This window comes from Amycolatopsis alba DSM 44262 (assembly GCF_000384215.1).
In the GTDB taxonomy this organism is placed as follows: domain Bacteria; phylum Actinomycetota; class Actinomycetes; order Mycobacteriales; family Pseudonocardiaceae; genus Amycolatopsis; species Amycolatopsis alba.
This window is the reverse complement of the sequence record NZ_KB913032.1, coordinates 3,344,474-3,367,618: the sequence shown is the minus strand read 5'-3', so window position 1 is coordinate 3,367,618 and position 23,145 is coordinate 3,344,474. Positions and strand designations below refer to the sequence as shown.

Here is a 23,145-nt window from a genome sequence, read left to right as displayed (position 1 = left end):
GTCCGTGGCTGATGACGTGGTGATCGGCACCCGGTTCGTGATCCCTGGTGCCGAATTGAGCGAACGGTTCTCCCGGTCGTCGGGTCCGGGTGGGCAGGGCGTGAACACCACGGACTCGCGGGTCGAGCTTTCCTTCGACGTGGCCGGTTCGGCTTCCGTCCCGGAACATCTCCGGGCCCGGATGCTGGACCGGCTTTCGTCGCGTCTCGTCGACGGCGTCGTCACGATCGCCGCGTCCGAACACCGCTCCCAGCTGATGAACCGGGAAGCCGCGCGGGCGCGCCTGGTGATGTTGCTGCTGGACGCGTCGGCGCCCCCGGCCGCCAAGCGGCGTCCCACCAAACCTTCGAGAGGTTCGAAGGAACGCCGCCTGGCCTCGAAGAAGCGCCGCGGCGACGTCAAGAAGTCACGCCGCGGCGGTTTTTCAGACGAGTGACAGTCGCACGCTTTCGGCCACGGTCTTGAAACCGACCGGGCCGTAGACGGGTTCCCGCTGCCCGAGAGCCGGTATCAGGAACACCGATCGGGCACCGCGGGCGTGAGCTTCACGGGTCAGATACTCGGCCATCGCCCCGGCGATCCCGCGGCTCCGGTACTCCGCGATCACCGCGATCCCCTGGATCTCGCTCGCGCCGTCGATGATCCCCGTCGCGACCCCGCCGCCGACGACCTCGCCGTTCTCGGCGACAGCCATCACCGAGGTGCTTTCGCCGCTCAGCTGACTCGGGAACGGGTCGACGTGCTCGTCGGGATCTGCCTCCCCGAAGGCCACATTCTGCGCCCGGATCATCTTCCGGAACTCATCGACGGTCTTCGGGACGACCAGGCTGATCCCGGCCGGTTTCGGTCGTTCGACGACCTGCTCCGGAGTGCAGATCATGAACGGGAGCCCCCGCTCCGGCGTGTAACCGCACTGGACAAGCACGGCTTCAGCAGCCGGAACGGCTTCGCGCAGGAAGTCCAGATTCGGCACGCGCCCGCGCCTGCGGAACGCCTCGGTGAGCCGGGCCACCTCGTCCTCGGTGGGAACGGCACCGAAGTCGGGGATCGCGTAGTTGCAGCCGCAGTAATCGCTCTCGGGGTCGAACATGGCCAGGAACGGCCCGACCCGCTCGGTTTCGTGGAACTTCGCCGCGGTGATGCGGAGGTAGGACTGCACAGAACGAATCGTCTCGGAATGCACTGGTGAGAGCCCTTCAGACGGTTTCCCGGACGACGGACAGGTGCACGCATTCGGCCGCGGTTGTGAAGCCGACCCGGCCGTAGACGCGTTCCGCCTGACCGGCGCCCGGTGTCAGGAACACCGAGTCGCCGCCACGGGCGTGGGCCTCACGTGTCAAATGCTCCGTGATCGCCGCGGCGATCCCACGCTGCCGATATCCGTCGAGAACCCCGATCCCGGCGATCTCGCTCGCGCCGTCGAGGATCGCCGTCGCGACCCCGCCGCCGACACAGTCACCGGTTTCGGTGAGCGCCATGACCGAGATCATCTCGCCGCTCAGCTGGGCGGGGGACGGTTCGACCTGCTCACCAGGGTCGGGTTCGCCGAACGCCAGGTTCTGCGCGCGGATCATCAGCCGGAGTTCGGCGGGGGTGACGGGCGTCTTCAGGACCGCCCCGGCGGGAATCGGCTGCTCGACGACCTGCCCCGGCGGGCAGACCATCAACGGGATCCGCCGTTCCAAGGTGTAGCCGCCTTCGACGAGCACGGCCTCTGCCTCGGGAACGGCCTCGGTCAGGAACTCCAGTCGCGGCGTGAGCCCGCGCGCGCGGAACGCCTCGGTCAGCTTCGCGACGTCCTGCGCGGTGGGCGTTCCGCCGTTGTCCGGGATCGCGTAGTTGAGGAACATGTGGTCGTTCCCGGTCGTGTAGGTGGCCAGGAACGGCCCGATCCGCTCGGTTTCGCGGAACTTCGCCGCGGTGGTGCGAAGGTAGGACTGCAGAGCACGAATGTTCTCGGAATGCACTGGTGAAAAGCCTTTCAGGCAAGAAGAAGGGACGCACGGGAGAACCCGCGTGCGTGTGAAGCTGGCGTGGGCGCCGGCTAGCTCGTGCCGACGCCGCTGAAGGCGTCAGACATGAGGCATCCCTCTTTCCCGATAGGCAGGGCTTTCGCGCTCACCTTCGCATGGAGGTCAATCGAATTACCGCCGCTGGGGATGCGCGATGCTCGAATACCGCTCGTCCCACACCGACCTCGGGACCCGCATCCGCACGGGGGCGTCGCACACCCGCCGGACCTGCGCCGGGATCTTCACCGGGGGCCGGACGTCCAAGCGGTGCCAGAGCCGTCTGCTCACCGCGGCGCCGATCACGGCGCCGAGGGTGTTCAGCAGGATGTCGTCGGCGGAGGTCACCCTGCCCGCCTGTATCAGATATTGCGTACCCTCCACCAGCACCGAGACGGCGAGCGCGCCCAGCGCGATCCGGCCAAGTGAACGCAGACGACGGGAGCGCAACGGGAGCAGCGCACCGAGCGGGCTCAGCATGAGGACGTTGCCCAGCACCTGCCAGAGATTGGCGCCGTCGCTCAACGCGAGCCGCAGATCGGTGCCGGGTTCGAGGTTCAGCGTGCTGCCTTTGGCACCGGTCACCGGCATCGTGACCAGGCACAACACCAGAAAACAGGTCAATGCGAGAGCCATGTCCACGGCGGCGGTCGCCGACGCGGTGAAACGGTCTGCTTGTCTTCGCCGTCGATGCGCCGCGAGCAGCGGCCACCCGAGCAAAGCGTAGGGAATCGCGGTGATCGTCAAGGGGATCATCGCGCCGAAAGCGCGGAGCAGCTCGCTCATGGCCCTTCCTTTCCGGAGCGCTCAAGATCACCTTCGCATCACAAGATCGGCTCGGCATGACGGAGCGGCCGCTCTAAGAGGTGATCTTTTCCGGTAGCGGAAAGGGGTTTCCCATGCTTGTGACCGTCCACAAAGGAACCTGTGGACAAACCTGTGGATGGCCGCGAAGTAACCGGAAGAAGGTGTTATCCCACAAGGAAAAGCCTTGTGGGTGACCTGTGTACTACTTGCCGTGTCCGGCGAGCTCGCGTGCGCGTTCGATCAGCTTCTGCAGGTGCAGTCCCCGGCGCACGTCACAGGGGTGGGACGTCGTCCCGCTCGCGGCCATCGCGGCGAAATCGTCCAGGAGCGCGGTGTACGACTCACCGGCCGACCCCGGTTTCCGTCCCAGGGTGCGATAGCCGTGCTCGCCGTAAACGGACACTTCGACGACCGTCGGCTGGATCGGCAGCCGCAACGACAGGGTCGCCGTACTGGTCGCGCCACCCGCGTGGGCGAACAGGAACTGCCACAGATCGTCATCGGTCCGGTCGGCGGCGAGCACCTCGGTGATCTCGCCGAGCGCCGCGTCCAGCAGATCGAAGGCATGCGGGCCGATGTCGGCGAGCGCGCCGGAGTCGTGCCGCCACGCCGAAGACTGATATTGGCCGCCGAGCAGCGCGCCCGAAAGCCACCGCGCCCCGCCGCCCCGCCAGCCGCCCGTCTCCTTGATCCCGTCGAGCCACTCGCGGGTCATCGGCGAAAAACGCAAGGTCAGGACCACGAGAGCGGCCACGCCGGCGGCGTCGACCGCGTCCGCGAGCCGACGCGCGCCGTCGAGATCCGCGGCGATCGGCTTCTCCAGGATCAGATGCTTGCCTGCCTCGGCCGCCTTGACCGCCAGCTCCGCCTGAACGGCGGGCGGCACGGCGAACGCGACAGCGTCCACCTGGTCGAGCAGCTCCTCGAAGCTGTCGACGGCCTGGGCGCCATGCGCGTCAGCCAGCTCTTTCGCGGCTTCGGGACGCCTGGTCCAGACCGTGCTCAACGTGGTACCGGGGTGTTCAGCGAGACCCGGCGCGTGCACCGTCTTCGCCCACGGCCCCGCCCCGACCAGACCTGCGCGCAGCTGTCCCTGTCCCACGACCCCGAGTCTAGGGCCCCGCAACCAGTCACCTGCTTGCGGTGTTCAGGTCAGGAGTAGCTGTAGAACCCGCGGCCGGTCTTCTTGCCGAGCAGGCCGGCGTCGACCATGCGCAGCAGCAGCGGCGGCGAGGAGTACAGCGGCTCCTTGAACTCGGCGTACATCGAGTCCGCGATCGCCTTGATGGTGTCCAGGCCGATCAGGTCCGACAGCCGCAGCGGCCCCATCGGGTGCGCGGTGCCCAGCTCCATACCGCGGTCGATGTCCTCCGCCGACGCGAAGCCCGACTCGATCATCCGGATCGCCGAAAGCAGATACGGCACGAGCAGCGAGTTCACGATGAACCCGGCGCGGTCCTGCGACCGGATCACCGTCTTGTGCAACGCCGTCGTCGCGTGCTCCTCCGCGCGGCGGGCGGTGTCTTCGCTGGTCAGCAGCGAGGGCACCAGCTCGACGAGCGGCAGCACCGGGACCGGGTTGAAGAAGTGGATACCGATCACCTGCTGCGGGCGGTTGGTCGCCATCCCGAGCTTCATGATCGGGATCGACGAGGTGTTGGACGCGAACACCGCGTCCTCACGCTCGACGATCTTGTCCAGCGACCGGAACACCTCGACCTTGGCCTGCTCCTGCTCCAGGATGGCCTCGATCACGAGGTCGCGGTCGGCGAACTCGCTCATCTCGGTGGTGAAGCGGAGCCGCCCGAGCGCCGAGTCGGCGTCTTCCTGCGAGAGCTTCCCGTTCTTGACGCCGCGTTGCAGCGACTTCTCGATCCGCGCCCGCCCGGAGTCCAGCGCCGGCTGGTTCACCTCGGTGATGATCACGTCCAGACCGGCACGTGCGTGCACCTCGGCGATACCCGAGCCCATGAGCCCGGCTCCGATGACACCTACCCGCGTTACGTCCGACACGGCACCCTCCTCGTATTTTGGGCAGCACGCGACACGCGAGGGTGGACCACGGGGTTCAGCCCGTCCCACCCTCGCGTGTCACGCCTGCTCAGCGGCGGTATTCGTCGTACCCGTCGTACGGGTCGTCGTCATCCCGCTTGTCGTCCTCGTGCCCGTAATCCGAGGAACTACTGGACAGCTCGCGCTGCAAAGCATCGAAGTCGGTTTCGTGCGAGCTGTACTTGAGCTCGCGCGCCACCTTCGTCTGCTTGGCCTTAGCCCGGCCGCGCCCCATGGCTCGACCCCCTCGCACAGGGGCGGGGCGGCCGGGGGAATCGGCGGCCCCGCATCGTCTCGACAATTATTTCCTGCTGACACCGTACCGTGTCCGGGGGGTTGGATGCGACGTGGCACGGTGTGCCGGTGGCGACAGTGTTCACCGAACGCCGGTTACCGGCCGGTCGGTGGCGATAGTCGCAGGTCGGCGTGTCACGATGCTCCTGTGCCCCGTCCGTTCGCGGCTTATCTCCGCGTCTATGAGCCCCTGGTCGCGCTGGGGGACCCGCCGGACGAACGCCTGCTCGAGGCCGTCGAAGCGGCCCGGCTCGATCGTTCGGCCGCGGGGATACGCGAGCAGGCACTGTGGCTCAAGTCACAGCACGTCGGGCGGCTGTTGCCCGCCGAACTCGAGGACGGCAGGGCCGCGCCCAGCCTCGTCACCGACGTTCTCGTCCTGGACCCAGAAGACGTGCCGGAGGGTGAGCACGGCGACGCCGGTCCGGGGCCGCTGATCTGCCCGATGGAGATCCGCGCCCGCTCGGCCGCGGCGCTGGTGACCTTCCTCGGCGACGCGCATCCGGCGCTGAAGAACGCGGTGCTCGACGCGGGCGGCGCTTCGTTCGACATGATCCGCTCGCGCGCGAAGTCCGCGATCGGCGATCTGTCCGCCTCGGCCTCGCACACGCTCTCGACGACGTGGACCGTCCCGCTCCCGTGGTTCGTGCTGTTCGATCCCGGAATGCGCCGGGTCAAACTGGGCAAAGGCCGCGAAGACCCCGAACGCGAGGTGTCGTGGCGGGTCTCCATCGCCGACGCGCGGCATCGCGCCCGCGAGGTCGGGGACCTGCTCGAAGCGACCTTCGGCGACTCAGCGCCCGGCCGGGTGCTGCTCGAGACGCGACGCTGGCTCGACAGCTTCCACCCAGGTTCCGCGGTCGAACTCGACTACGGCGGCCTCGTGCAACTCTTCGCCGACTCGATCCTGCAGGCCGACACGACCGCCGAAGAGGTTCACGACATCCTCGACGCGCTCCGCACCGGCAACGTCGACGAGCTGGCGGAACTGTTCGCCGACCTGCGGGACTTCTGGGGAGACCTGGCCGCGCGGGAACGCTCGAACTAGCCGAAGAGACCGGCGACGACCCTCAGCTCGCCGACCGGCTTCCCACCGCCCAAGACCGCGTTGCGAGCGAGGTCGCCTGCCTCCTCGCCAGGGTCGATGCCGAGGTGGCGCAGGGTCGCGAGCAGCAGCGGGATCCGTGCCCTGGCGTTGCCGTCGTCGATTTTCAGCGCCAGCGCGGTGCCGTCCGGGAGGGCGAACGCGTGCACTCCCTCGGCGCCGCCCTTCGAGAGCAGGCCGTCCACGCCGCGCATCAGCACGGTGTCTTCGCGGCCGGTGCCCGCGACCTGCCACGGATACGCGCGGACGGCGTCCGCGACCCGGCGGTCCGGGCCGCCCATCGCGGTGACCAGCCTTCCGAAGGAACGAGCGAGGCCGGTGAGGGAGAACGCGAACAGCGGGGCGCCGCAGCCGTCGACGCCGACGGTCTCGATCGTCTCGCCGGTGAGGTCGGCGATGGTGGCCTGGATGACCTTCTGCAGCGGGTGGGTCGCGGCCGCGTAGTCCTCGGTCGGCCAGCCGAGCTGGGCGCAGGTCGTGAGCATCGCGGCGTGTTTGCCGGAGCAGTTCATGGCGGCGCGGCGTTTCCCCGACGCGGCCACGGCCAGCATGCTCGGCTCGTGCAGCGGGAAGGCGGGCGGGCAGGCCAGCGCGTCCTCGGTCAGGTCCGCGCGGGAAAGCATCGACAAGGCGCCCTCGACGTGGCCGGGCTCGCCGTTGTGCGACCCGCAGCCCAGCGCGAGGTCCTCGTCGTCGATGGTGAGGCCGGCGCGCAGCATCCCGACGGCTTGGAGTGGCTTGTTGGACGAGCGCGGGTACACCGGGCGCTCGATGTCGCCCGCGGAGAACCGCACCGATCCGTCCGGGGCGGTGATCACGAGCGCGCCGCGGTGCGTGCTCTCCACGAAACCGGAGCGGACGACCTCGACCAGGACGGGATTCGTCACTCGAGCCCGCCGCGTTCGGTGTCGAGCAGGTCGTCGACCGACGCCGTGCCCTTGCGGTAGCGGGTCGCGATCTCGGCGTTGATCGTGTCCATCACGCCCTGCACCTCGCGGCGGTACGAAGAGACCGAGACCTCTTCGTCGGCGTACCTGTTGAGGGCGTTGACCAGCTTCTCGTCCGAGAGCGTGCTGACGTCGGAAAGGTCTGTGTCACCGATGAGCGCCTCGGCGAACCGCCGGTGCTCGCCCGCGCGGGACGGTTCCAGCCGCTGATGCCTGCCCGAACCCGTGGCCGGGCCGATCGCGTTGTCCGCCAGTATCGCGGCCAGCCGCTCGACGACGCTGCTCTCGCCGCCCGAACTCCGGCGCTCCTGCTCGGCCCGCACGATGTCGATCCGCGCGTGCAGCAGGCGCCGAAGATACGACAGGTCGGTCTCCTCCTGCGCGGCCTCGTCACGGCGCTCGCGCAGCACGGAAAGAGTCAGCTCGCCGAGGTCGCTGAGATACCCAGGGCCGAGCACGCGGTCGATACGACGGCGACCACCGGGCCGGACTTCGATCACGCGCGTAGCTTATCGCGCTCCGGCCGAAATGTTCCGGAGGGAGCGATACCACAAGGATCTCTGCCCCTCCCGACACCCTCCTTTGCGCTGCCGCTCCTTCGGACTCCGCCAGCAGGTCAGAAGGTGGCGAAGGGCCCCTTCCCTACCCTCAAGGTAGGCAAGGAGGCCTTCACGGCACGAAAGCGCAAGTAGTCCTCAGCCCCGCAGCCGCTGGGCGGCCTCCCGGCCCGGAGCGGGGGCCTCGCCCGGCACCGAGTCCGGATCGATGGCCGCCTGCACGACCCGGTCCTCGGCGCCGACCAGCAGTTCGGCTCCCGGCCGCGTCGAGCGTTTGACCAGTGCCAGCGCGATCGGCCCCAGCTCGTGATGCTGCACCACGCTCCCGACGCGCCCGACGGTCCGCTCGCCGAGAACCACCGGGTCACCGGTTTCCGGGGTGATCTCCGGCGAACCGTCCAGATGCAGCAGCGCCATGTACCGCGGCGGCCGCCCGACGTTGTGGACCTTCGCGACGGTCTCCTGCCCGCGGTAGCAGCCCTTCGCCACGTGCGCGGCGGAGTCGACCCAGTTCACCTCGTGCGGGATCGTGCGCTCGTCGGTGTCGATTCCCAGCCGCGGCCGCAGCGACTCGACCCGCAGCGCGTCGAACGTCCAGCTGCCCGCCGGGCGCGCGCCGGCGTCGGTCAGGCGGCGCCACCAGTCGGCGAGTTCGGCGCGGGGCACGGCGAGGTCGACGCTGTGCCGTCCCGGCCACGGCATCCGCCGCGCGAAACCGCCGGGGATCGGCGCGACGGAGTACGCGTCCGAGTCGAGCGAGACATCCACGGAGGCCAGCACCCGGTCCGCGTCGGGGCCGAGGACGGTCAGCAACGCCAGTTCGGCAGAGGCATCGCGGATGTCCACTTTGGACCAGAACTTCATCGCTTCGAGGTATTCGAGCAGAGTCTGCTTGCCGCCGGACGGCAACGCGCTGGACGCCACCGCGCCCCTGTCGCTGTCCAGGAAAACCGTGCCGTCCGAGTGCGCGACGACCATGTGGGTGTCGACGCGGCCTTGGCTGTCCAGCACGAGCGCCTCGGTGCCGGTGCCCTCGGCGAGCCCGGTGACGTGCTGCGAGATCACCAAATGCAGCCAGGACAACCGTTCTTCCCCGGTCACGGCCAGGATCTCGCGGTGCGAACGGTCGATCACGACCGCGCCGCGCGCCGCGGTCCGTTGCTCGGCGAACGGGTCTCCCCAATGCCACGGGACACCCTCCTCCGGATGCCCGTCGGGTGCCGCGATCGGTCCGGGAAGGTCGAGCAAGGGGGAGCGGTAGGGCATGAAACCCATGCTAGTGAGTACCGTGTCCCCATGCGCGTGCTTGCCTTTCTCGACGGGACCCTGGCCGACCCCGAAGCCGCTCACCTGCGGGTAGACGATCTTGGACTGCTTCGCGGCGACGGCGTGTTCGAGACGATCCTCGTCGTCGACGGACGCCCCCGTGAGCTCCGCCCGCATCTCGAGCGGCTGGCCCGTTCCGCGGCCATGCTCGACCTGCCGGAGCCGGACCTCGCGGACTGGGAACGCGCCGCGCAGGCGGTCATCGACAACTGGTCCGGCCCCGCCGAGATCGCCCTGAAACTGGTGTACACCAGGGGAATCGACGGCGATCCGGAAGCGAAGCCGTTCGGGTTCGCGCTCGGGGTGGAGATCGACGAGAAGGTGCTGCGGGCCCGTGTCGAAGGCGTCGCGGCGATCACCCTCGAGCGCGGTATCGAGCCCGAACTCGCCGAGCGCGCGCCGTGGCTGCTGCTGGGCGCGAAGTCGATTTCGTACGGCGTCAACATGGCCGCGCTGCGTGAGGCAGGCCGCCGTGGCGCGAGCGATGTGATTTTCACCGCCGCCAACGGTTCGGTCTTCGAAGGGCCGACTTCGACGGTCGTCCTCGCGAAGGACAAGACGCTCTACACGCCGCCGGCGACCATCGGCATCCTGCCGGGGACGACGCAGGCCGCGCTGTTCCGGGGTGCCGAGCGGGCGGGCTGGTCGGTCAAGGTCGAGCCGCTTCAGGTCTCGGACCTCACCGAGGGCGAAGGGCTGTTCCTCGCCTCGTCGGTCCGCAAGCTGACCAGGGTGCACACGCTCGACGGCGTCGCGCTCACCGACTCCAGCGCCATCCATGCCGAGCTGGCCGCCGCGTACGAGAGCGAGTACGCGATCAGTTGAGCTGACTGATGATCAGCAGATGCGGCAGGATCTCTTCTTCGCGGTAGGCCGCGATCTTGTGGTGCCCGTCGAGGATCACCGCCGCGTCGGCGGTCTCCAGTACGACCGCGACCGGCCGGTGCCCGCTCTTGATCGCCGTCCGGTAGTAGCCGACCCGTGAGACGTCGGCGGGCGGCCAGTCGGCGCTCGGGGTCAGGTAGCGGTCCTCGGCCAGCCGTTCGGGGCCGGTGACCTGGTACTCGCCGTCGGAGAAGAGATCGAGAAGCGGGCGGAGCGTGTCGCCGAGCGGACGCCGCATCTGACCGGTGGCCAGCGCGATCCGCAGCGACTGCGGCAGTTCGGGCTGCGAAGGGACCGAATTCGTGTCGATGACACCTGTGCCACCGTCGACCTTTACCTGTTCCACACTCTCGTGGACGAGTGAAAGCGGAGAAGGGTTCCGGGACGGGCCTGCGCGAGTGCCGGGAGTGACGCCCGTCTCACCACCGCCGCCACCGGATAACCACCGGTAGTCGGATGATCCGCCAGGAAAACGACCGGCAACCCGTTCGGCGGAACCTGGATGGATCCGGTCAGCAGGCCTTCGCTCGGTAGCTCCTGCTCGACGTACTCGTCCTCGCGAGCCAACGCGGAGCCGTCGAGCCGGAGCCCGACGCGGTTGGACTCCGCCGTCACCGTCCACGTCTTCGCGAGCCCGGCCGCCAGGTCCGCGAACCAGTGCGCCCGCGGTCCAGGGTCGACAGTCACGGCCAGCTCCGCCGGAGCGACCGTGGGCAGCACGACGTCGGCGCCTCCGGGCAAGGACGGTGTGCCGAGCGGGAGGACGTCGCCCGTCTTCAGCGGCGTGGGCCCGATCTCCGAAAGGACGTCCCGCGACCGGCTGCCGAGTTCGGCGTCCACCACGATCCCGCCGGAAACCGCCAGGTAGCACCGCAATCCGGTGGCGGGCGCGCCGATCGCCACGACCTGGCCCTCGGCCAGCCACACCGGAGCGTGCGAGCCGACGGCGCGCCCGTCGACCTCCACGTCGACGGCCGGGCCGGTCACCGCGATCGTGCAGGACGCCGTCGCGCGCAGCCGCAGCCCGCCGAATAGGCACTCGACGCCCGCGGCGCCCTCGTCGTTGCCGACGAGCCGGTTCGCCAGTCGCAGCGCCGGGACGTCCAGCGCACCGGACGGCGGGACGCCGAGATGCGCGTAGCCGGGCCTGCCGAGGTCCTGGACCAGCGCCAACGGGCCAGGCCGGACCACTTCGAGCGCCCTCATCGGGCACTCCGGAACCGCACCCGGTCGCCGGGCGCCAGCAGCGCGGGCGGATCGGCGCGTGAATCGAACAGGACGGTCCGGGTGTGGCCGATCAGCCGCCAGCCGCCGGGCGAGACCCGCGGGTACACCCCGGTGAACTCGCCCGCGATCCCGACCGAACCCGGCGGCACACGGGTGCGCGGAGACGGCAGCCGCGGCTGCCGGAGTGGTCCGGGAAGTCCGGTCAGGTAACCGAAACCGGGCGCGAAGCCGGTGAAGGCCACGGTGTAGACGGTGCCGGTGTGCAGCCGGACGACGTCCTCGGCGGACACTCCCGCGTCCCGCGCGACGAGTTCGAGGTCTTCGCCGTCGTAGGTGACGTCGAGGGTGATTTCGCGGGCTTCGCCTTCCGGCGGATGTTCGAGATCCGCGTCGGAGAGGAGCTCACGGACGGCGGCGAGGGCGCCCGAGCCAGGGGTTTCCACCACGAGCAGGCTGCGGGCGCCGGGGACGAGTTCGGTGATCCCGGACGGGCGCGCGGACGAGATCGTGGCGTGCGCCGCGATCGTCTGGGTCAGGGAATCGCAGTCGAGCAGGGCGGCGTGCTCGCCGTAGGCACGCCACCGCACGGGAAACGGTCAGCCCACCACGCGACGCAGCAGCGCCGACGTGTGCGGCTGCAGTTCCTGGCCCATCATGGCGCGCTCCTCGACGTAGCCGAGTTCGCCGTTGACGATGCCGTAGAGCCGCGAAGAGGCCGTGACGTCCTTGGCCGTCGAAGTGCGGACGACGGCGTCGGTGCCCAGCTCCCAGGCCGGAACCGAGGCCTGGCCGCGCGGCTTGCCGTAGAAGAGTTCCACGATGCCGGTGTTGTGGGTCAGCAGCAGTTCGATCGTGTCGTCTGCCTGCGGGCGCCAGAACCCGGATTCGCGCGCGGCGGGACGGATGACCTTCCCGTCCTCGTCGAGCAGCCAGGCGCGCGCCTCGTGCGTGAGGAACGGGCGGCCGTCGTGCGCGATGGTCAGCTGCATGCCGAACCGGTACGGGCCGTCGATGGTCGGGTAGTCGACCTCGCCTTCACCGCGCCACACGCCGACGAGCGGCAAGAGCGCCAGGCAGGCGTCATTGAGGTTCGGACCCTCGCGCAGATTCGCCGTGTCGCCCGGAATGGGCATGTCGTCGAACTGGGGAAGGTTGCGCTCGCGCGTGCTTTCCGCGCGCTTCTCCGCGGCCTGGATGGCCTCGTCGCCACTCGCCGTCATGGGTCAGCGCTGGTCCGCGTAAAGCCGGTAGACGACGTACACGGCGAACCAGGTGATCGCGACGCCCGCGAGCACCAGCAGGGTCGTAAACAGGATCTCCACGCCACGCACTTTAGTCGCTACCTGGAAGCACAGCCCCGCGAAGGGGTGGTGGTAGTGCCCACACGGTCTCCCAAAGGGCGCTCCGCGCCCGGCGGAGACTTCACGTCGCGCGCCTCTTTTGGGCCGGAGGCCCACGGAAACGCGATGAAGGGGCGCCCTCCGCGCTCACCGTGAGGTGAATGCGGAACGACGCCCCTTCGGCGCGTTTTCCGTCAGCGCGCGACCTATGACACAGCGATGGCCAGCTGGTGTACGCCGGGACCCTGGGCGGTCACGGACGCTTCGCCGTTGCCGGAGCGGTGCAGCGCGCGCACCGTCCAGTCACCGGGGGCCGCGTAGAAGCGGAAGTCGCCGTCGGCCGACGAGACGACTTCGCCGGTGAAGTCGCCGCCGCCGTCCAGCAACCGCACGAAGGCGCCGCCGACGGGCCCTTCCGCGCCGGTCACCTTGCCTGCCAGCACGACCTGGCCGCGGGTGTCGTAATCGGCGGGCGTGGCCTCCTGGACCGGTGCGCCGCAGCTGTCGTCAGCCATCACTTAGCTCCCAACTCGACCGGCACGCCGACGAGCGAGCCGTATTCCGTCCATGAACCGTCGTAGTTCTTGACGGCGTCGTAGCCGAGGAGCTCGTGCAGCGCGAACCACGCGATGGACGAACGCTCCCCGATGCGGCAGTACGCGATCGTGGACTTCGACTCGTCGAGGCCCTCGTCGGAGTACAGCTCCTTGATCTCGCCCTCGGTCTTGAAGGTGCCGTCCTCGTTCGCGACCTTCGCCCACGGGACGTTCAGCGCGCCGGGGATGTGGCCGGGGACCTGCGACTGCTCCTGCGGCAGGTGCGCCGGGGCGAGCAGCTTGCCGGAGAACTCGTCGGGCGAGCGCACGTCGACGAAGTTGCTGGCGCCGATGGCCTGGACGACCTCGTCACGGAACGCGCGGATCGAGAGGTCCTGCTCCTTGGCCTGGTACGTGGTGGCCTCGCGCTTGACCTCTTCCGAATTCAGCTCGCGGCCGTCGAGCTCCCACTTCTTGCGGCCGCCGTCGAGCAGCTGCACGTTCTCGTGCCCGTAGAGCTTGAAGTACCAGTACGCGTACGCGGCGAACCAGTTGTTGTTGCCGCCGTAGAGAACCACGCGGTCGTCGTTCGAGACGCCCTTCTCCGAGAGCAGCTTCTCGAAGCCCTCCTTGTCGACGAAGTCGCGGCGCACCCCGTCCTGCAGGTCCTTGCGCCAGTCGAACTTCACCGCACCGCGGATGTGTCCGTTGTCGTACGCGGTCGTGTCCTCGTCGACCTCGATGAACACGACACCCGGCGTGTCCAGGTTCTCCTCGGCCCACTGGGTGGTGACCAGGACGTCTTCACGGCTCATGGAGCTGACTCTCTTTCTGGGTTAGGACGCGCGAGGGCTGGGGCTGAAACGCTTGATGAGCAGGTACATCTCGCAACCGAGACAGAAGTTGAACGCCGCGTTGAGGAACGCCGCGAACAGCGCGAACGCCGTCGCGACCAACCCGAGCGCGGGCAGGTCCGCGGCGAAACCGACGGTGCCGACGACGGCGAACACGAAACCGACGGCCTGCGCGAACCGCAGCGGGGCGGCGTCCTCGCGTTCCGTCGCCGGGCCGAGCCGCGGCGCGATCAAGTAGCGGTAGACCAGGGAATACGGCGCCGGCTTCAGGCCGACGAAGGCGCCGATCGCGAACACCACCGCCTGCGCCGCGAGCAGCGGCCACCACTGGGTGACGAGCACGACCGCGAGCACGACCGTCGTCAGGATGGCGGCGAAACGCGGACCACGGGGGTCGACGGCCGGTCCTGCGGACATGGTTCCTCCTGCGAACGAGAGGGAAAGAGATGCGTGCCGGGCACGCGCGGCGGCTTCGAAGGCGCGATCAGCAGGCCGGACACAGGCTGCTGCGAACGCGGCACAGATCCACTGCGCGGCGCTGGGTCAGCAAGGTTCGGGGCAGCCTGTTCACGGGTGCGAGGGTACGCAGAGCTCCCTCAGGTTGGGAACCGTGTTCACACCTTGGGACGCTTCCCAAAATTCGGGATCAGGCGTTCGCCAGATGGGGCTTCAGGGCTTCGAGAAGCTCCTGACCTCGGGGAACGCCGCCGACACGGAAGACCTCCCGGCCGTCCGGCGTCAAGGCCAGCGTCGTCGGAGTCCGCAATACCGAAAGTGCCTGTGCGACTTCGGGGGTCTCGGTGACGTCCAGATCGACGTGCGTGAGGCCGTCGGTCTTCTCCGCGAGCGCCGACAGGATGACGCGGGTGTGGCGGCACGGCGCGCAGAACGTGGTGGAGATCTGGACCAGGGTGACACCTTCGGCCGCGAGGGCGCCCGAGACGCGCTCCGGGAGGTTCTTCACGTCAGACGCCTTCGCGGCCCTGATCCGGCCGTTGCGCGCTTGCAGCAGCGCGCCCGCGACCCCGCCGAGCACCAAGACGCCCAGCAGCACCCACACTCCGGTCAAATCCGCTCACCCCTGGGGCTTCGCTCCGCTGAAGGCGACGTTCTTGCCTTCGCCCTTGATGGTCACCGAACCGCTGTTCACGCGCACCGACGTCGGGGTCACCGAGAACGGCATCGCGCCGGTGTCGATGGTCGCGTTGAAGTTCGGCAGCAGCGCGTCCTGCACCGCCTGGGGAACGACGGTGGTCTCCTTGTCATTCCCGAACTGCAGCCGCTTCGGCTCGAGACGGATCTTCTGCCCGTCCAGTTCGATCATCGCGAAGCAGAAGATCTCCACCTTCTGCCCGGCGATCTGCACGTTGCCCGAGACCCGGATCCCGGCGCTGGAGGAGTCCACCGGCTCGCCGTTCTCGTTGGTGGTCGTCGTGGGCTTCGTCTCGCCCTGCCCGCTGTCGCCGTTGCGGACGTAGTCCTCGGTGACCGGCTCGATCTTCAGGTTCTCGATCTTGTTCAGCGGCGCCTGCCTGGCGATGTCGGCGGCCTTGACGATCACCTCGCCCTTGAGCGTGCCGATGGTGATCGCCTTGGTGTTGCCGGACGTCAGGTCCGAGAGCGGCGCCGTGACGTCGCTCATGTCGGCGTTGAAGTCCACGTCGTTCAGCTTCGGCGGGACGGCGACGCCCTGGGCGTTGATGGTGATGTGACTGTAGTCACCGGAGAGGGCCTGCGTGAGGAACGGGAAACCGTGCACCGTGACCGCCGGATCGTTGGCCAGCTTCAGCTGTTCACGGGCCTTCTGGGAGATCGTGTGCTCCGCGAACGCGGCCGCCCCGAAATCGGCCCCGACCAGCAGGACCAGCAGGACGGCGAGGGCGATCAGCCAACCCCGGCCACGCCGCTTCGGTCGCTTGGCGGACCGGCCGGGGGACGGTCGGTCGTCACGCGCCACGGGCCTGCTCACCATCGCGTCAAATCTCCTTCTTGAACCTCTTTGGCCAGGTGTGATCGATCCAGCACAGGGTAGGTACCCGGCTGTTCACCCGCTATTCTCACTAAGCACCGGCTGTAGCCACGTACGAGGCGACTACGAGTTAGGGCGGTGCGGCGATGAGCCTGGACCTTCTGGTGTTGACTGCGGAACCCGATGCGACCGCGGTGCTGCCCGCCCTGGATCTGCTGCCCCACACCGTACGCGTCCGCGCTCCAGAGGTGACCGCGCTGCTCGACGCCGGCCACCGCGACGTCATCGTCCTCGACGCGCGCACCGATCTCGCCTCCGCGAAGAGCCTCTGCCGCCTGCTCAAGGGCGCCGGTGAGGACGAGACCTCCACGCCGGTCATCGCCGTCGTCGGCGAAGGCGGGCTGGTCGCGGTCAGCGCGGAATGGCGCACCGACGACATCCTGCTTCCGACGGCGGGGCCCGCCGAGGTCGACGCCCGGCTGCGGCTGGCCACCACCCGCGACGGCGGCGTCCCGCAGGTCGACGCCGAGCTCCGGGTCGGCGAACTGGTCATCGACGAGGCGACCTACACCGCGAAGCTCCGCAAGCGCACTCTCGAACTCACCTACAAGGAGTTCGAACTCCTCAAGTACCTCGCGCAGCACGCCGGCCGGGTGTTCACCCGCGCCCAGCTGCTGCAGGAGGTCTGGGGCTACGACTTCTTCGGCGGCACGCGCACGGTCGACGTCCACGTCCGGCGCCTGCGCGCCAAGCTGGGGCCGGAGCACGAGCAGATGATCGGGACCGTGCGCAACGTCGGCTACAAGTTCGAGCGGCCGTCCAAGGGGGCCGCGGCCAAGCCGCAGGCCATCGCCCCGGACGCGAGCGTCTACGAGCCGAGCGGGTTTTCCGCGCACTGAATCCCTCCCCTTCTTGTCTGACAAGACGTCCAGGCGGTGACCGGGTTCCCCGGTAGGGTCGATTTCATGCTCGATCTGACTTGGACCGGTGAACCGGAAACGGAAGAGGTCCACGACTTCCTCCTCGCCGTGCGCGAGGCCGACGGCGATCCCCTGGACACCGGTTTCCCCGGTGGACAGCATCTTCTGGGTCATGTCGACGGCGAGCTGGTCGCGTACGCGCACCTCGACACCGAAGGCGACTCGCACGGCAACCAGGTCGCCGAACTGTTCGTCCACCCCGCGCACCGGAGAGCCGGTCACGGCAGGGCGCTCACCAGGGCGCTCGTCGAACACGTCGACGGGAAGCCGCTGCGTGTCTGGGCGCACGGGGATCACCCCGCCGCCGTCCACATCGCCGGGACCGAAGGCTTCGAGCGTGCCCGCGAACTGCTGATCCTGCACGTGGACGTCGAGACGGCCGACTGGCCGGAACCTGCGACGCGCGAAGGGGTCACGCTGCGCACGTTCGTTCCCGGCCAGGACGAGGAAGCGATGGTCCGCGTCAACGCGCGTGCCTTCGATTGGCATCCCGAGCAGGGCGCTTTGACCGCCGACGAGGTCCGTGCGACCGAGAAGGAAGCCTGGTTCGACCCCGAGGGCTTCTTCCTCGCGGAGTCCGGCGGCGAGGTCGTCGGCTTCCACTGGACGAAGATCCACGAGGCGGTCCCCGGCCGGTTCGGCGGCGAGCCCGCCGGTGAGGTCTACGTCGTCGGCATCGATCCGGACGCCCAGGGCGGCGGCCTCGGGAAGGCGCTCACCCTCGCCGGGCTGCGGTATCTCCGTGATCGTGGACTGGGGCAGGTGATCCTGTACGTCGAGGGTGACAACGTTGCCGCCCTCGCGGTCTATTCGAAGCTCGGCTTCACCCGATACGAGGTCGACGTCCAGTACGCTCGGTAACCGCGTTCACACGTGCGGCACTTGACCGGTCACGGAGAGCAGACGCGCAGGTCACGGCCGGGACACGGCCCACTTTCGGAGTAGTCGCGCTGCTCACATCGGCCGCCTTGTTCACTTGTCGTTCATCCTTAGACGGTCGCCTGTCCACTGTCGGTGCTTAATGTCCGGGTCCGGAAGGAACGCTCCCGTTCCACCGATCCGGCGAAAGTCTCCCAGTGGAGGAAATGCAGTGAAGATCATGCGGCCCGCAGGCGCGATCGGCATCGTGGCCACCGCCGCCCTCGTGCTCGGCGCGTGCGGATCCGACCCGTCGGCGACCAAGCCCCAGAACTCGGGTGCCGCTTCCGCGCCCAACGGGACGGCCGGCGTCGAATGCGGCGGCAAGAACCCGCTTTCGGCCGAGGGTTCGTCCGCGCAGAAGACCGCGGTCGACATCTTCGTGCAGCAGTACGCCGCCAAGTGCGCCGGCCAGAAGGTGAACTACAACCCCAGCGGTTCCGGCGCGGGCATCAAGCAGTTCAACGCGAACCAGGTCGACTTCGCCGGTTCGGACTCGCCCCTCAAGGACGGCGAGGAGGCCGACAAGGCCAAGGCCCGCTGCGCCTCGGACGCGTGGAACCTGCCGCTCGTCATCGGCCCGGTCGCCGTCGCGTACAAGGTCTCCGGTGTCGACAAGCTGACCCTGACCCCCGAGGTCACCGCCAAGATCTTCAACGGCGGCATCACCAAGTGGAACGACCCGGCCATCAAGGCGGTCAAGGGCAACGAGGCCGTCAACCTGCCGGACAAGGCGATTCAGGTCATCTCGCGCTCTGACGAGTCGGGCACCACCGACAACTTCCAGAAGTACCTGAAGGCCGCCTCGAAGGGCGCCTGGACCCAGGGCGACGGCAAGAAGTTCGCCGGTGGCGTCGGTAACGGTGCCGAGAAGTCCAACGGTGTGGCCAGCGCGGTCAAGGCCACCGACGGCGCCATCACCTACGTCGAGTCCGCGTTCGCGAAGGACGGCATCAACGCCGCCCTGATCGACAGCGGCTCCGGCGGTGTCGAGCTCACCGCGGCGAACGTCGCCAAGGCCCTCGACGCGGCGAAGTTCAAGAAGGAGGGCACCAACGACCTCGCGCTGGACCTGAACGCGATCTACTCCAGCAACGTCGCCGGTACCTACCCGATCATCCTCGCCACCTACGAGATCGTCTGCTCGAAGTACGCCGACGCCGAGGTCGCCAAGGCCGTCAAGGCGTTCCTGAACGTCGCCGCCACCGACGGTCAGAAGCCGCTCTCGGACAAGGGCTACGTGCCGATCCCGCAGAGCCTGCAGGACAAGGTCCTGACCGCCGTCAAGGCCATCGCCTGACCCTGTTGCCGATCTTCCGGTTGATCAGTAAACAGGCTGGACAGAAGTAGTCGATGAGCGATTCGTCTTCGCCCAGAACGCCCACCGGCGACCCCGGTGGGCGTTCTGGCGTCCGCGAGACCTTCACGGAGGACCCGATTTCGGAGCAACCTGCCGCGTCACCGCCCGAGAAGTCCTCGGTGCCACTCGCGAGCCCCAATTCCCGGACGGTGCGGCCCGGTGACCGCATCTTCCAGTTCCTGACCACCGGAGCCGGCGTCTTCGTCGTCTCGCTGATCGGCCTGATCGGGCTGTTCCTGCTGGTGCAGGCCATCCCGGCGCTCCAGGCCGACAACGTCAACTTCCTGACCAGCCAGGTCTGGCAGACCGAGCCGAACGACATGAAGTTCGGCATCATGGGCCTGCTGCTGGTCACGGTCTACTCGGCGCTGCTGGCCCTGATCATCGCGATGCCGATCTCGCTCGGGATCGCCCTCTTCCTCACCCAGTACGCGCCGAAGCGGCTGGCGAAGCCCTTCGCCTACGTGATCGACCTGCTCGCCGCGGTCCCCTCGATCATCTACGGCCTGTGGGGCCTGATGGTCTTCGCGCCGACCATCGAGCCCTTCTCCCAGTGGGTCAACGACACCTTCTCGTGGATCCCGCTCTTCGCGGCGGGCAACGTCTCGCCGGACTTGCGCGGCACGATCTTCACCGCGGGCATCGTGCTCGCCGTGATGATCCTGCCGATCATCACCTCGCTGTCGCGTGAGGTGTTCGAGCGGACCCCGACCCCGCACATCGAAGGCGCGCTGGCACTGGGCGCCACCCGCTGGGAGGTCATCCGCACCACGGTGCTGCCGTTCGGCAAGGCCGGCTACATCGGCGCTTCGATGCTGGGCCTCGGCCGCGCGCTCGGCGAGACGATCGCGCTCGCGATCATCCTGACCGGCGCGGTGGGCCGCGAGTTCACCTGGAGCCTCTTCGACGGCGGCGCCACCTTCGCCTCGAAGATCGCGGCGGACTACGCGGAACTCAACAACGAGATCTCGGCGGGCGCGTACATCGCGGCCGGTCTGGTGCTGTTCCTGCTGACGTTCATCGTCAACTTCGCCGCGCGATCCATCATCGCCAAGAAGGGGGACTGAGCATGTCCACCACGCTCGAGAAGACCCCTGCCACCACCCCCGCCTTCCAACAGGTCAGCCTGGCGAGGAAGACCAAGAACGGCCTCGCGACCGTCCTGATCTGGATGTCGTTCCTGGTCGCCGTCGTGCCGCTGGTGTGGCTGCTGGCGACGGTGGTCATCAACGGCATCAAGCGGATCCCCTACAGCAACTGGTGGACCGAGGACTTCGGCTCGGTGCTGTCGGACGAGGTCGGCGGCGGCGTGCTGCACGCCGTCATCGGCTCGGTGCTGCAAGGCCTGGTCTGCGCGATCATCGCGGTCCCGATCGGCATGCTGGTCGCGATCTACCTGGTCGAGTACGGCCGCGGCAGGCTCGCGAAGATCACGACCTTCATGGTGGACATCCTCTCCGGTGTCCCCTCGATCGTCGCCGCGCTGTTCATCTACGCCCTGTGGATCACGACGTTCGGCCTCCCGCGCAGCGGTTTCGCCGTGTCGCTCGCCCTGGTGCTGCTGATGATCCCGGTGGTCGTGCGTTCGTCGGAGGAGATGCTGCGGATCGTCCCGGACGACCTGCGTGAGGCCTCCTACGCGCTCGGCGTGCCCAAGTGGAAGACGATCATGAAGATCGTCCTGCCGACCGCGCTGTCCGGCATCATCGGCGGCATCATGATGGCGCTCGCCAGGGTCATGGGCGAGACCGCGCCGCTGCTGGTCCTCGTGGGCTACTCCGCCTACGTGAACTGGGACATCTTCGGTGGCGAGCAGGCCGCACTGCCGCTTCTGATGAACAACGAACGGGTCAGCAACCCGTTCGACGAAGGTACCGTCGCGTTCGACCGGATCTGGGGTGCCGCGCTCACCCTGGTGCTGATCATCGCGATCGTGAACCTCCTCGCCATGCTCTTTGCCCGTCTTGTCGCCCCGAAGAAGAAGTGAGCTGTTTGAGATGGCCAAACGAATCGACGTCAAAGACGTGGACATCTACTACGGCAAATTCCACGCCGTGGACGGCGTCACCCTCTCGGTGCCGCCGCGGAACGTCACCGCGTTCATCGGCCCGTCGGGCTGCGGCAAGTCGACGGTGCTGCGCACGCTGAACCGTATGCACGAGGTCATCCCCGGCGCCCGCGTCGAGGGTGAGGTGCTGCTCGACGGCGAGGACATCTACGGCGCCGGGGTCGACCCGGTGCAGGTCCGCCGCACGATCGGCATGGTGTTCCAGCGGCCCAACCCGTTCCCGACGATGTCGATCCGCGACAACGTCGTGGCGGGCCTGCGCCTCGGCGGCACCAAGGGCAAGAAGGAGCTCGACGAGGTCGCCGAGCGTGCCCTGCGCGGCGCGAACCTGTGGAACGAGGTCAAGGACCGGCTGAACAAGCCCGGCGGCGGCCTCTCCGGTGGTCAGCAGCAGCGGCTCTGCATCGCGCGGGCGATCGCCGTGCGGCCGGACGTGCTGCTGATGGACGAACCGTGCTCCGCGCTCGACCCGATCTCGACGCTGGCCATCGAGGACCTGATCGGTGAGCTCAAGAAGGAGTACACGATCGTCATCGTGACGCACAACATGCAGCAGGCGGCGCGGGTCTCGGACCAGACCGCGTTCTTCAACCTGGCGGGCGTCGGCCAGCCGGGTCGCCTGGTGGAGCTGAACGACACCGAGAAGATCTTCTCGAACCCGGACGAGAAGGCCACGGAGGACTACATCTCCGGCCGGTTCGGCTGAGTCGCGCGGCGGGTGCCCGCTCGCGCGGGTCGTGAGTGGCGTTTCGGGTTCTCTTGGGCAGGATGGCCAAGTTGTCCTGTCGGATGGCCAGGTCAACGCTTGTCGGGGTGACCGCTACTGCCGGCTGGGCAGGTGGTCTCGCCGGACGGTGTTGTGAAAGCCACTTTCGCAACCTTCAGCGTTGCGAAAGTGGCTTTCACAACATCGCCCCCGGCTCAGCGCGCTCCGACGGGTTCGGGTGTCGCGAAAGCCACTTTCGAGACATCAGGCGTCCCGAAAGTGGCTTTCGCGACACCCGCCGAAGCCGCCAGACGCACGAGCAGCCGGGCACGCCACGTTTGCCTCACCCCTCAGTAACCTGAATCGCCGCTCACGACCAACCCGCCCCATGCCGACATGCCGAAGGGGCCCTTCACCGCATCTGATGCGGTGAAGGGCCCCTTCGGCACGTCTTATGCGGGGAAAGCCCCCTCAGCCCCTACAGCTCGTCGGGGCCGTAGCCGGGCATCTTGCCGGTCACCACGAAGATCATCCGGCGCGCGACCGAGACGGCGTGGTCGGCGAAGCGCTCGTAGAAGCGGCCCAGCAGGGTGACGTCCACGGCCGCGGCGACGCCGTGGTCCCAGTTCCGGTCCATGATGACCGTGAACAGGTGCTTGTGGATCTCGTCGACCTCGTCGTCGTCCGACTCGATCGTGCGGGCGGCCTCGACGTCCTTGGACTTGATGACCTGCTCGGCCTGCCGGGCCAGCTTGACGGCGACTTCGCCCATCTTGGCGAAGTCGCCTCGCACGGCCTCGGGCAGCACGGGGTCGGGGTGACGGCGGCGCGCGGCCTTGGCCACGTGCAGCGCCAGATCGCCCATCCGCTCCAGGCTTTCCGCCGCGTGGATCGCGGCGAGGACGGTCCTCAGGTCGGTCGCGACGGGCGCCTGCAGGGCGAGCAGCGCGTACGCCTGCTCCTCGCATTCGGCGCGCGCGTCGTCGACCTTCGCGTCGTCGCTGATCACCTGTTCTGCGAGTCCGAGATCGACCTCGAGCAGCGCACGGGTCGCCCGCTCCATCGCGTCGGCGACCTGGAGGGACATGCTCGCCAAGTTCTCGGCGAGCTGTTCGAGTTCGACATGGTAAGCCTCACGCATGGCCCAACCCTACGGGGAAGAGGGTCCAAAAGCCGCATCCCAGAGTGAACCTGACGTGAACCCG

28 protein-coding genes are annotated in these 23,145 nt (G+C 68.4%); 9 read left to right on the top strand and 19 right to left on the bottom strand.

Going from position 1 to position 23,145, the window contains the following annotated elements:
• Positions 1–4: 4 nt before the first annotated feature.
• Positions 5–436, top strand: a complete 432-nt coding sequence (gene arfB, locus AMYAL_RS0115910; protein WP_209447238.1) for an alternative ribosome rescue aminoacyl-tRNA hydrolase ArfB — start codon at positions 5–7, stop codon at positions 434–436.
• On the opposite strand, the gene AMYAL_RS0115905 is transcribed toward arfB, so the two are convergent.
• The 6 genes from AMYAL_RS0115905 to AMYAL_RS0115880 all read right to left on the bottom strand — a co-directional run bounded on the left by AMYAL_RS0115905 (position 425) and on the right by AMYAL_RS0115880 (position 5,103).
• A complete protein-coding gene (locus AMYAL_RS0115905) occupies positions 425–1,159 on the bottom strand; it encodes a GNAT family N-acetyltransferase (RefSeq protein ID WP_245192927.1) in 735 nt (244 codons plus the stop codon). The genes arfB and AMYAL_RS0115905 overlap by 12 nt on opposite strands.
• A gap of 37 nt (positions 1,160–1,196) precedes the next feature.
• Positions 1,197–1,967 (bottom strand): GNAT family N-acetyltransferase, encoded by a 771-nt coding sequence (locus AMYAL_RS0115900; RefSeq protein ID WP_020632293.1) that lies wholly within the window; start codon positions 1,965–1,967, stop codon positions 1,197–1,199.
• A gap of 177 nt (positions 1,968–2,144) precedes the next feature.
• On the bottom strand, positions 2,145–2,795 hold the full coding sequence (locus AMYAL_RS0115895) for a VanZ family protein (RefSeq protein ID WP_020632292.1): 651 nt from the start codon (positions 2,793–2,795) through the stop codon (positions 2,145–2,147).
• A 223-nt stretch (positions 2,796–3,018) separates the two neighbouring features.
• Positions 3,019–3,918, bottom strand: a complete 900-nt coding sequence (locus AMYAL_RS0115890; protein WP_026467127.1) for a Gfo/Idh/MocA family protein — start codon at positions 3,916–3,918, stop codon at positions 3,019–3,021.
• A 50-nt stretch (positions 3,919–3,968) separates the two neighbouring features.
• The gene (locus tag AMYAL_RS0115885; protein ID WP_084702122.1) at positions 3,969–4,829 is read right to left on the bottom strand and encodes a 3-hydroxybutyryl-CoA dehydrogenase; all 861 of its coding nucleotides are present in this window, start codon (positions 4,827–4,829) and stop codon (positions 3,969–3,971) included.
• A gap of 88 nt (positions 4,830–4,917) precedes the next feature.
• Positions 4,918–5,103 carry a DUF3073 domain-containing protein gene (locus tag AMYAL_RS0115880; protein ID WP_020632289.1) on the bottom strand — a complete coding sequence of 62 codons (186 nt, stop codon included), beginning with the start codon at positions 5,101–5,103 and terminating at the stop codon, positions 4,918–4,920.
• A 207-nt stretch (positions 5,104–5,310) separates the two neighbouring features.
• On the opposite strand from AMYAL_RS0115880, the gene AMYAL_RS0115875 reads away from it, so the two are divergent.
• Positions 5,311–6,210, top strand: coding sequence for a DUF8083 family protein (locus tag AMYAL_RS0115875; RefSeq protein WP_020632288.1), 900 nt, complete (start codon positions 5,311–5,313; stop codon positions 6,208–6,210).
• Here the strand turns inward: AMYAL_RS0115875 and AMYAL_RS0115870 are convergent.
• From AMYAL_RS0115870 to ygfZ, 3 genes are all read right to left on the bottom strand, one after another.
• Positions 6,207–7,154, bottom strand: a complete 948-nt coding sequence (locus tag AMYAL_RS0115870) for an asparaginase (protein ID WP_020632287.1) — start codon at positions 7,152–7,154, stop codon at positions 6,207–6,209. The two genes, AMYAL_RS0115875 and AMYAL_RS0115870, sit on opposite strands and share 4 nt — an antisense overlap.
• On the bottom strand, positions 7,151–7,714 hold the full coding sequence (locus AMYAL_RS0115865) for an RsiG family protein (protein WP_020632286.1): 564 nt from the start codon (positions 7,712–7,714) through the stop codon (positions 7,151–7,153). Before AMYAL_RS0115865 ends, AMYAL_RS0115870 begins: the two co-directional genes overlap by 4 nt.
• Before the next feature lie 195 nt (positions 7,715–7,909).
• Positions 7,910–9,037 carry a CAF17-like 4Fe-4S cluster assembly/insertion protein YgfZ gene (gene ygfZ, locus AMYAL_RS0115860; protein ID WP_026467126.1) on the bottom strand — a complete coding sequence of 376 codons (1,128 nt, stop codon included), beginning with the start codon at positions 9,035–9,037 and terminating at the stop codon, positions 7,910–7,912.
• Positions 9,038–9,067: 30 nt separating this feature from the next.
• Here ygfZ and AMYAL_RS0115855 point away from each other — a divergent pair, with 30 nt between their 5' ends.
• On the top strand, positions 9,068–9,922 hold the full coding sequence (locus AMYAL_RS0115855; protein ID WP_026467125.1) for an aminodeoxychorismate lyase: 855 nt from the start codon (positions 9,068–9,070) through the stop codon (positions 9,920–9,922).
• On the opposite strand, the gene AMYAL_RS0115850 is transcribed toward AMYAL_RS0115855, so the two are convergent.
• From AMYAL_RS0115850 to AMYAL_RS0115805, 9 genes are all read right to left on the bottom strand, one after another.
• Positions 9,915–10,328 (bottom strand): hypothetical protein, encoded by a 414-nt coding sequence (locus AMYAL_RS0115850; RefSeq protein WP_020632283.1) that lies wholly within the window; start codon positions 10,326–10,328, stop codon positions 9,915–9,917. The two genes, AMYAL_RS0115855 and AMYAL_RS0115850, sit on opposite strands and share 8 nt — an antisense overlap.
• A complete protein-coding gene (locus AMYAL_RS0115845; protein WP_020632282.1) occupies positions 10,316–11,188 on the bottom strand; it encodes a 5-oxoprolinase subunit C family protein in 873 nt (290 codons plus the stop codon). Before AMYAL_RS0115845 ends, AMYAL_RS0115850 begins: the two co-directional genes overlap by 13 nt.
• Positions 11,185–11,796 carry a 5-oxoprolinase subunit PxpB gene (gene pxpB, locus AMYAL_RS0115840; RefSeq protein WP_020632281.1) on the bottom strand — a complete coding sequence of 204 codons (612 nt, stop codon included), beginning with the start codon at positions 11,794–11,796 and terminating at the stop codon, positions 11,185–11,187. The genes AMYAL_RS0115845 and pxpB overlap by 4 nt, the downstream gene beginning before the upstream one ends.
• A gap of 9 nt (positions 11,797–11,805) precedes the next feature.
• Positions 11,806–12,429 carry a heme-binding beta-barrel domain-containing protein gene (locus AMYAL_RS0115835; RefSeq protein WP_020632280.1) on the bottom strand — a complete coding sequence of 208 codons (624 nt, stop codon included), beginning with the start codon at positions 12,427–12,429 and terminating at the stop codon, positions 11,806–11,808.
• Between the two features lie 326 nt (positions 12,430–12,755).
• Complete coding sequence (locus AMYAL_RS0115825; RefSeq protein WP_020632279.1) at positions 12,756–13,064, bottom strand: DUF1416 domain-containing protein; 309 nt, start codon at positions 13,062–13,064, stop codon at positions 12,756–12,758.
• The gene (locus AMYAL_RS0115820) at positions 13,064–13,900 is read right to left on the bottom strand and encodes a sulfurtransferase (RefSeq protein WP_020632278.1); all 837 of its coding nucleotides are present in this window, start codon (positions 13,898–13,900) and stop codon (positions 13,064–13,066) included. The genes AMYAL_RS0115825 and AMYAL_RS0115820 overlap by 1 nt, the downstream gene beginning before the upstream one ends.
• 21 nt (positions 13,901–13,921) lie before the next feature.
• Entirely contained in the window at positions 13,922–14,356 is a 435-nt protein-coding gene (locus AMYAL_RS0115815; protein ID WP_020632277.1) for a DUF4395 domain-containing protein, read from the bottom strand.
• A gap of 229 nt (positions 14,357–14,585) precedes the next feature.
• Complete coding sequence (locus AMYAL_RS0115810; protein ID WP_026467123.1) at positions 14,586–15,008, bottom strand: TlpA family protein disulfide reductase; 423 nt, start codon at positions 15,006–15,008, stop codon at positions 14,586–14,588.
• Between the two features lie 6 nt (positions 15,009–15,014).
• On the bottom strand, positions 15,015–15,911 hold the full coding sequence (locus tag AMYAL_RS0115805; protein ID WP_020632275.1) for an LmeA family phospholipid-binding protein: 897 nt from the start codon (positions 15,909–15,911) through the stop codon (positions 15,015–15,017).
• A gap of 143 nt (positions 15,912–16,054) precedes the next feature.
• Here AMYAL_RS0115805 and AMYAL_RS0115800 point away from each other — a divergent pair, with 143 nt between their 5' ends.
• From AMYAL_RS0115800 to pstB, 6 genes are all read left to right on the top strand, one after another.
• Positions 16,055–16,807 carry a winged helix-turn-helix transcriptional regulator gene (locus AMYAL_RS0115800; protein ID WP_020632274.1) on the top strand — a complete coding sequence of 251 codons (753 nt, stop codon included), beginning with the start codon at positions 16,055–16,057 and terminating at the stop codon, positions 16,805–16,807.
• Positions 16,808–16,873: 66 nt separating this feature from the next.
• Complete coding sequence (mshD, locus tag AMYAL_RS0115795) at positions 16,874–17,749, top strand: mycothiol synthase (RefSeq protein ID WP_020632273.1); 876 nt, start codon at positions 16,874–16,876, stop codon at positions 17,747–17,749.
• A 229-nt stretch (positions 17,750–17,978) separates the two neighbouring features.
• Positions 17,979–19,106: a phosphate ABC transporter substrate-binding protein PstS gene (gene pstS, locus AMYAL_RS0115790; RefSeq protein WP_020632272.1), complete on the top strand. Its 1,128-nt coding sequence runs from the start codon at positions 17,979–17,981 to the stop codon at positions 19,104–19,106.
• Between the two features lie 209 nt (positions 19,107–19,315).
• Positions 19,316–20,233 carry a phosphate ABC transporter permease subunit PstC gene (gene pstC, locus AMYAL_RS0115785; RefSeq protein WP_026467122.1) on the top strand — a complete coding sequence of 306 codons (918 nt, stop codon included), beginning with the start codon at positions 19,316–19,318 and terminating at the stop codon, positions 20,231–20,233.
• Positions 20,234–20,235: 2 nt separating this feature from the next.
• Positions 20,236–21,153 carry a phosphate ABC transporter permease PstA gene (gene pstA, locus AMYAL_RS0115780; protein ID WP_020632270.1) on the top strand — a complete coding sequence of 306 codons (918 nt, stop codon included), beginning with the start codon at positions 20,236–20,238 and terminating at the stop codon, positions 21,151–21,153.
• A 10-nt stretch (positions 21,154–21,163) separates the two neighbouring features.
• On the top strand, positions 21,164–21,940 hold the full coding sequence (gene pstB, locus AMYAL_RS0115775; protein WP_005152681.1) for a phosphate ABC transporter ATP-binding protein PstB: 777 nt from the start codon (positions 21,164–21,166) through the stop codon (positions 21,938–21,940).
• 478 nt (positions 21,941–22,418) lie between these two features.
• Here the strand turns inward: pstB and phoU are convergent, their stop codons facing one another.
• Entirely contained in the window at positions 22,419–23,081 is a 663-nt protein-coding gene (phoU, locus tag AMYAL_RS0115770; RefSeq protein ID WP_020632269.1) for a phosphate signaling complex protein PhoU, read from the bottom strand.
• Positions 23,082–23,145 lie beyond the last annotated feature (64 nt).

Bases quoted from the DNA above. Each gene is read 5' to 3' on its own strand.
- AMYAL_RS0115815 (WP_020632277.1), bottom strand. From the start codon at position 14,356: ATGTCCGCAGGACCGGCCGTCGACCCCCGTGGTCCGCGTTTCGCCGCC.
- AMYAL_RS0115820 (WP_020632278.1), bottom strand. From the start codon at position 13,900: ATGAGCCGTGAAGACGTCCTGGTCACCACCCAGTGGGCCGAGGAGAAC.
- pstB (WP_005152681.1), top strand. From the start codon at position 21,164: ATGGCCAAACGAATCGACGTCAAAGACGTGGACATCTACTACGGCAAA.
- AMYAL_RS0115845 (WP_020632282.1), bottom strand. From the start codon at position 11,188: ATGAGGGCGCTCGAAGTGGTCCGGCCTGGCCCGTTGGCGCTGGTCCAG.
- AMYAL_RS0115825 (WP_020632279.1), bottom strand. From the start codon at position 13,064: ATGGCTGACGACAGCTGCGGCGCACCGGTCCAGGAGGCCACGCCCGCC.
- AMYAL_RS0115800 (WP_020632274.1), top strand. From the start codon at position 16,055: ATGAGCCTGGACCTTCTGGTGTTGACTGCGGAACCCGATGCGACCGCG.
- AMYAL_RS0115855 (WP_026467125.1), top strand. From the start codon at position 9,068: ATGCGCGTGCTTGCCTTTCTCGACGGGACCCTGGCCGACCCCGAAGCC.
- ygfZ (WP_026467126.1), bottom strand. From the start codon at position 9,037: ATGCCCTACCGCTCCCCCTTGCTCGACCTTCCCGGACCGATCGCGGCA.
- AMYAL_RS0115895 (WP_020632292.1), bottom strand. From the start codon at position 2,795: ATGAGCGAGCTGCTCCGCGCTTTCGGCGCGATGATCCCCTTGACGATC.
- mshD (WP_020632273.1), top strand. From the start codon at position 16,874: ATGCTCGATCTGACTTGGACCGGTGAACCGGAAACGGAAGAGGTCCAC.
- AMYAL_RS0115805 (WP_020632275.1), bottom strand. From the start codon at position 15,911: ATGGTGAGCAGGCCCGTGGCGCGTGACGACCGACCGTCCCCCGGCCGG.
- AMYAL_RS0115835 (WP_020632280.1), bottom strand. From the start codon at position 12,429: ATGACGGCGAGTGGCGACGAGGCCATCCAGGCCGCGGAGAAGCGCGCG.
- AMYAL_RS0115880 (WP_020632289.1), bottom strand. From the start codon at position 5,103: ATGGGGCGCGGCCGGGCTAAGGCCAAGCAGACGAAGGTGGCGCGCGAG.
- pstA (WP_020632270.1), top strand. From the start codon at position 20,236: ATGTCCACCACGCTCGAGAAGACCCCTGCCACCACCCCCGCCTTCCAA.
- phoU (WP_020632269.1), bottom strand. From the start codon at position 23,081: ATGCGTGAGGCTTACCATGTCGAACTCGAACAGCTCGCCGAGAACTTG.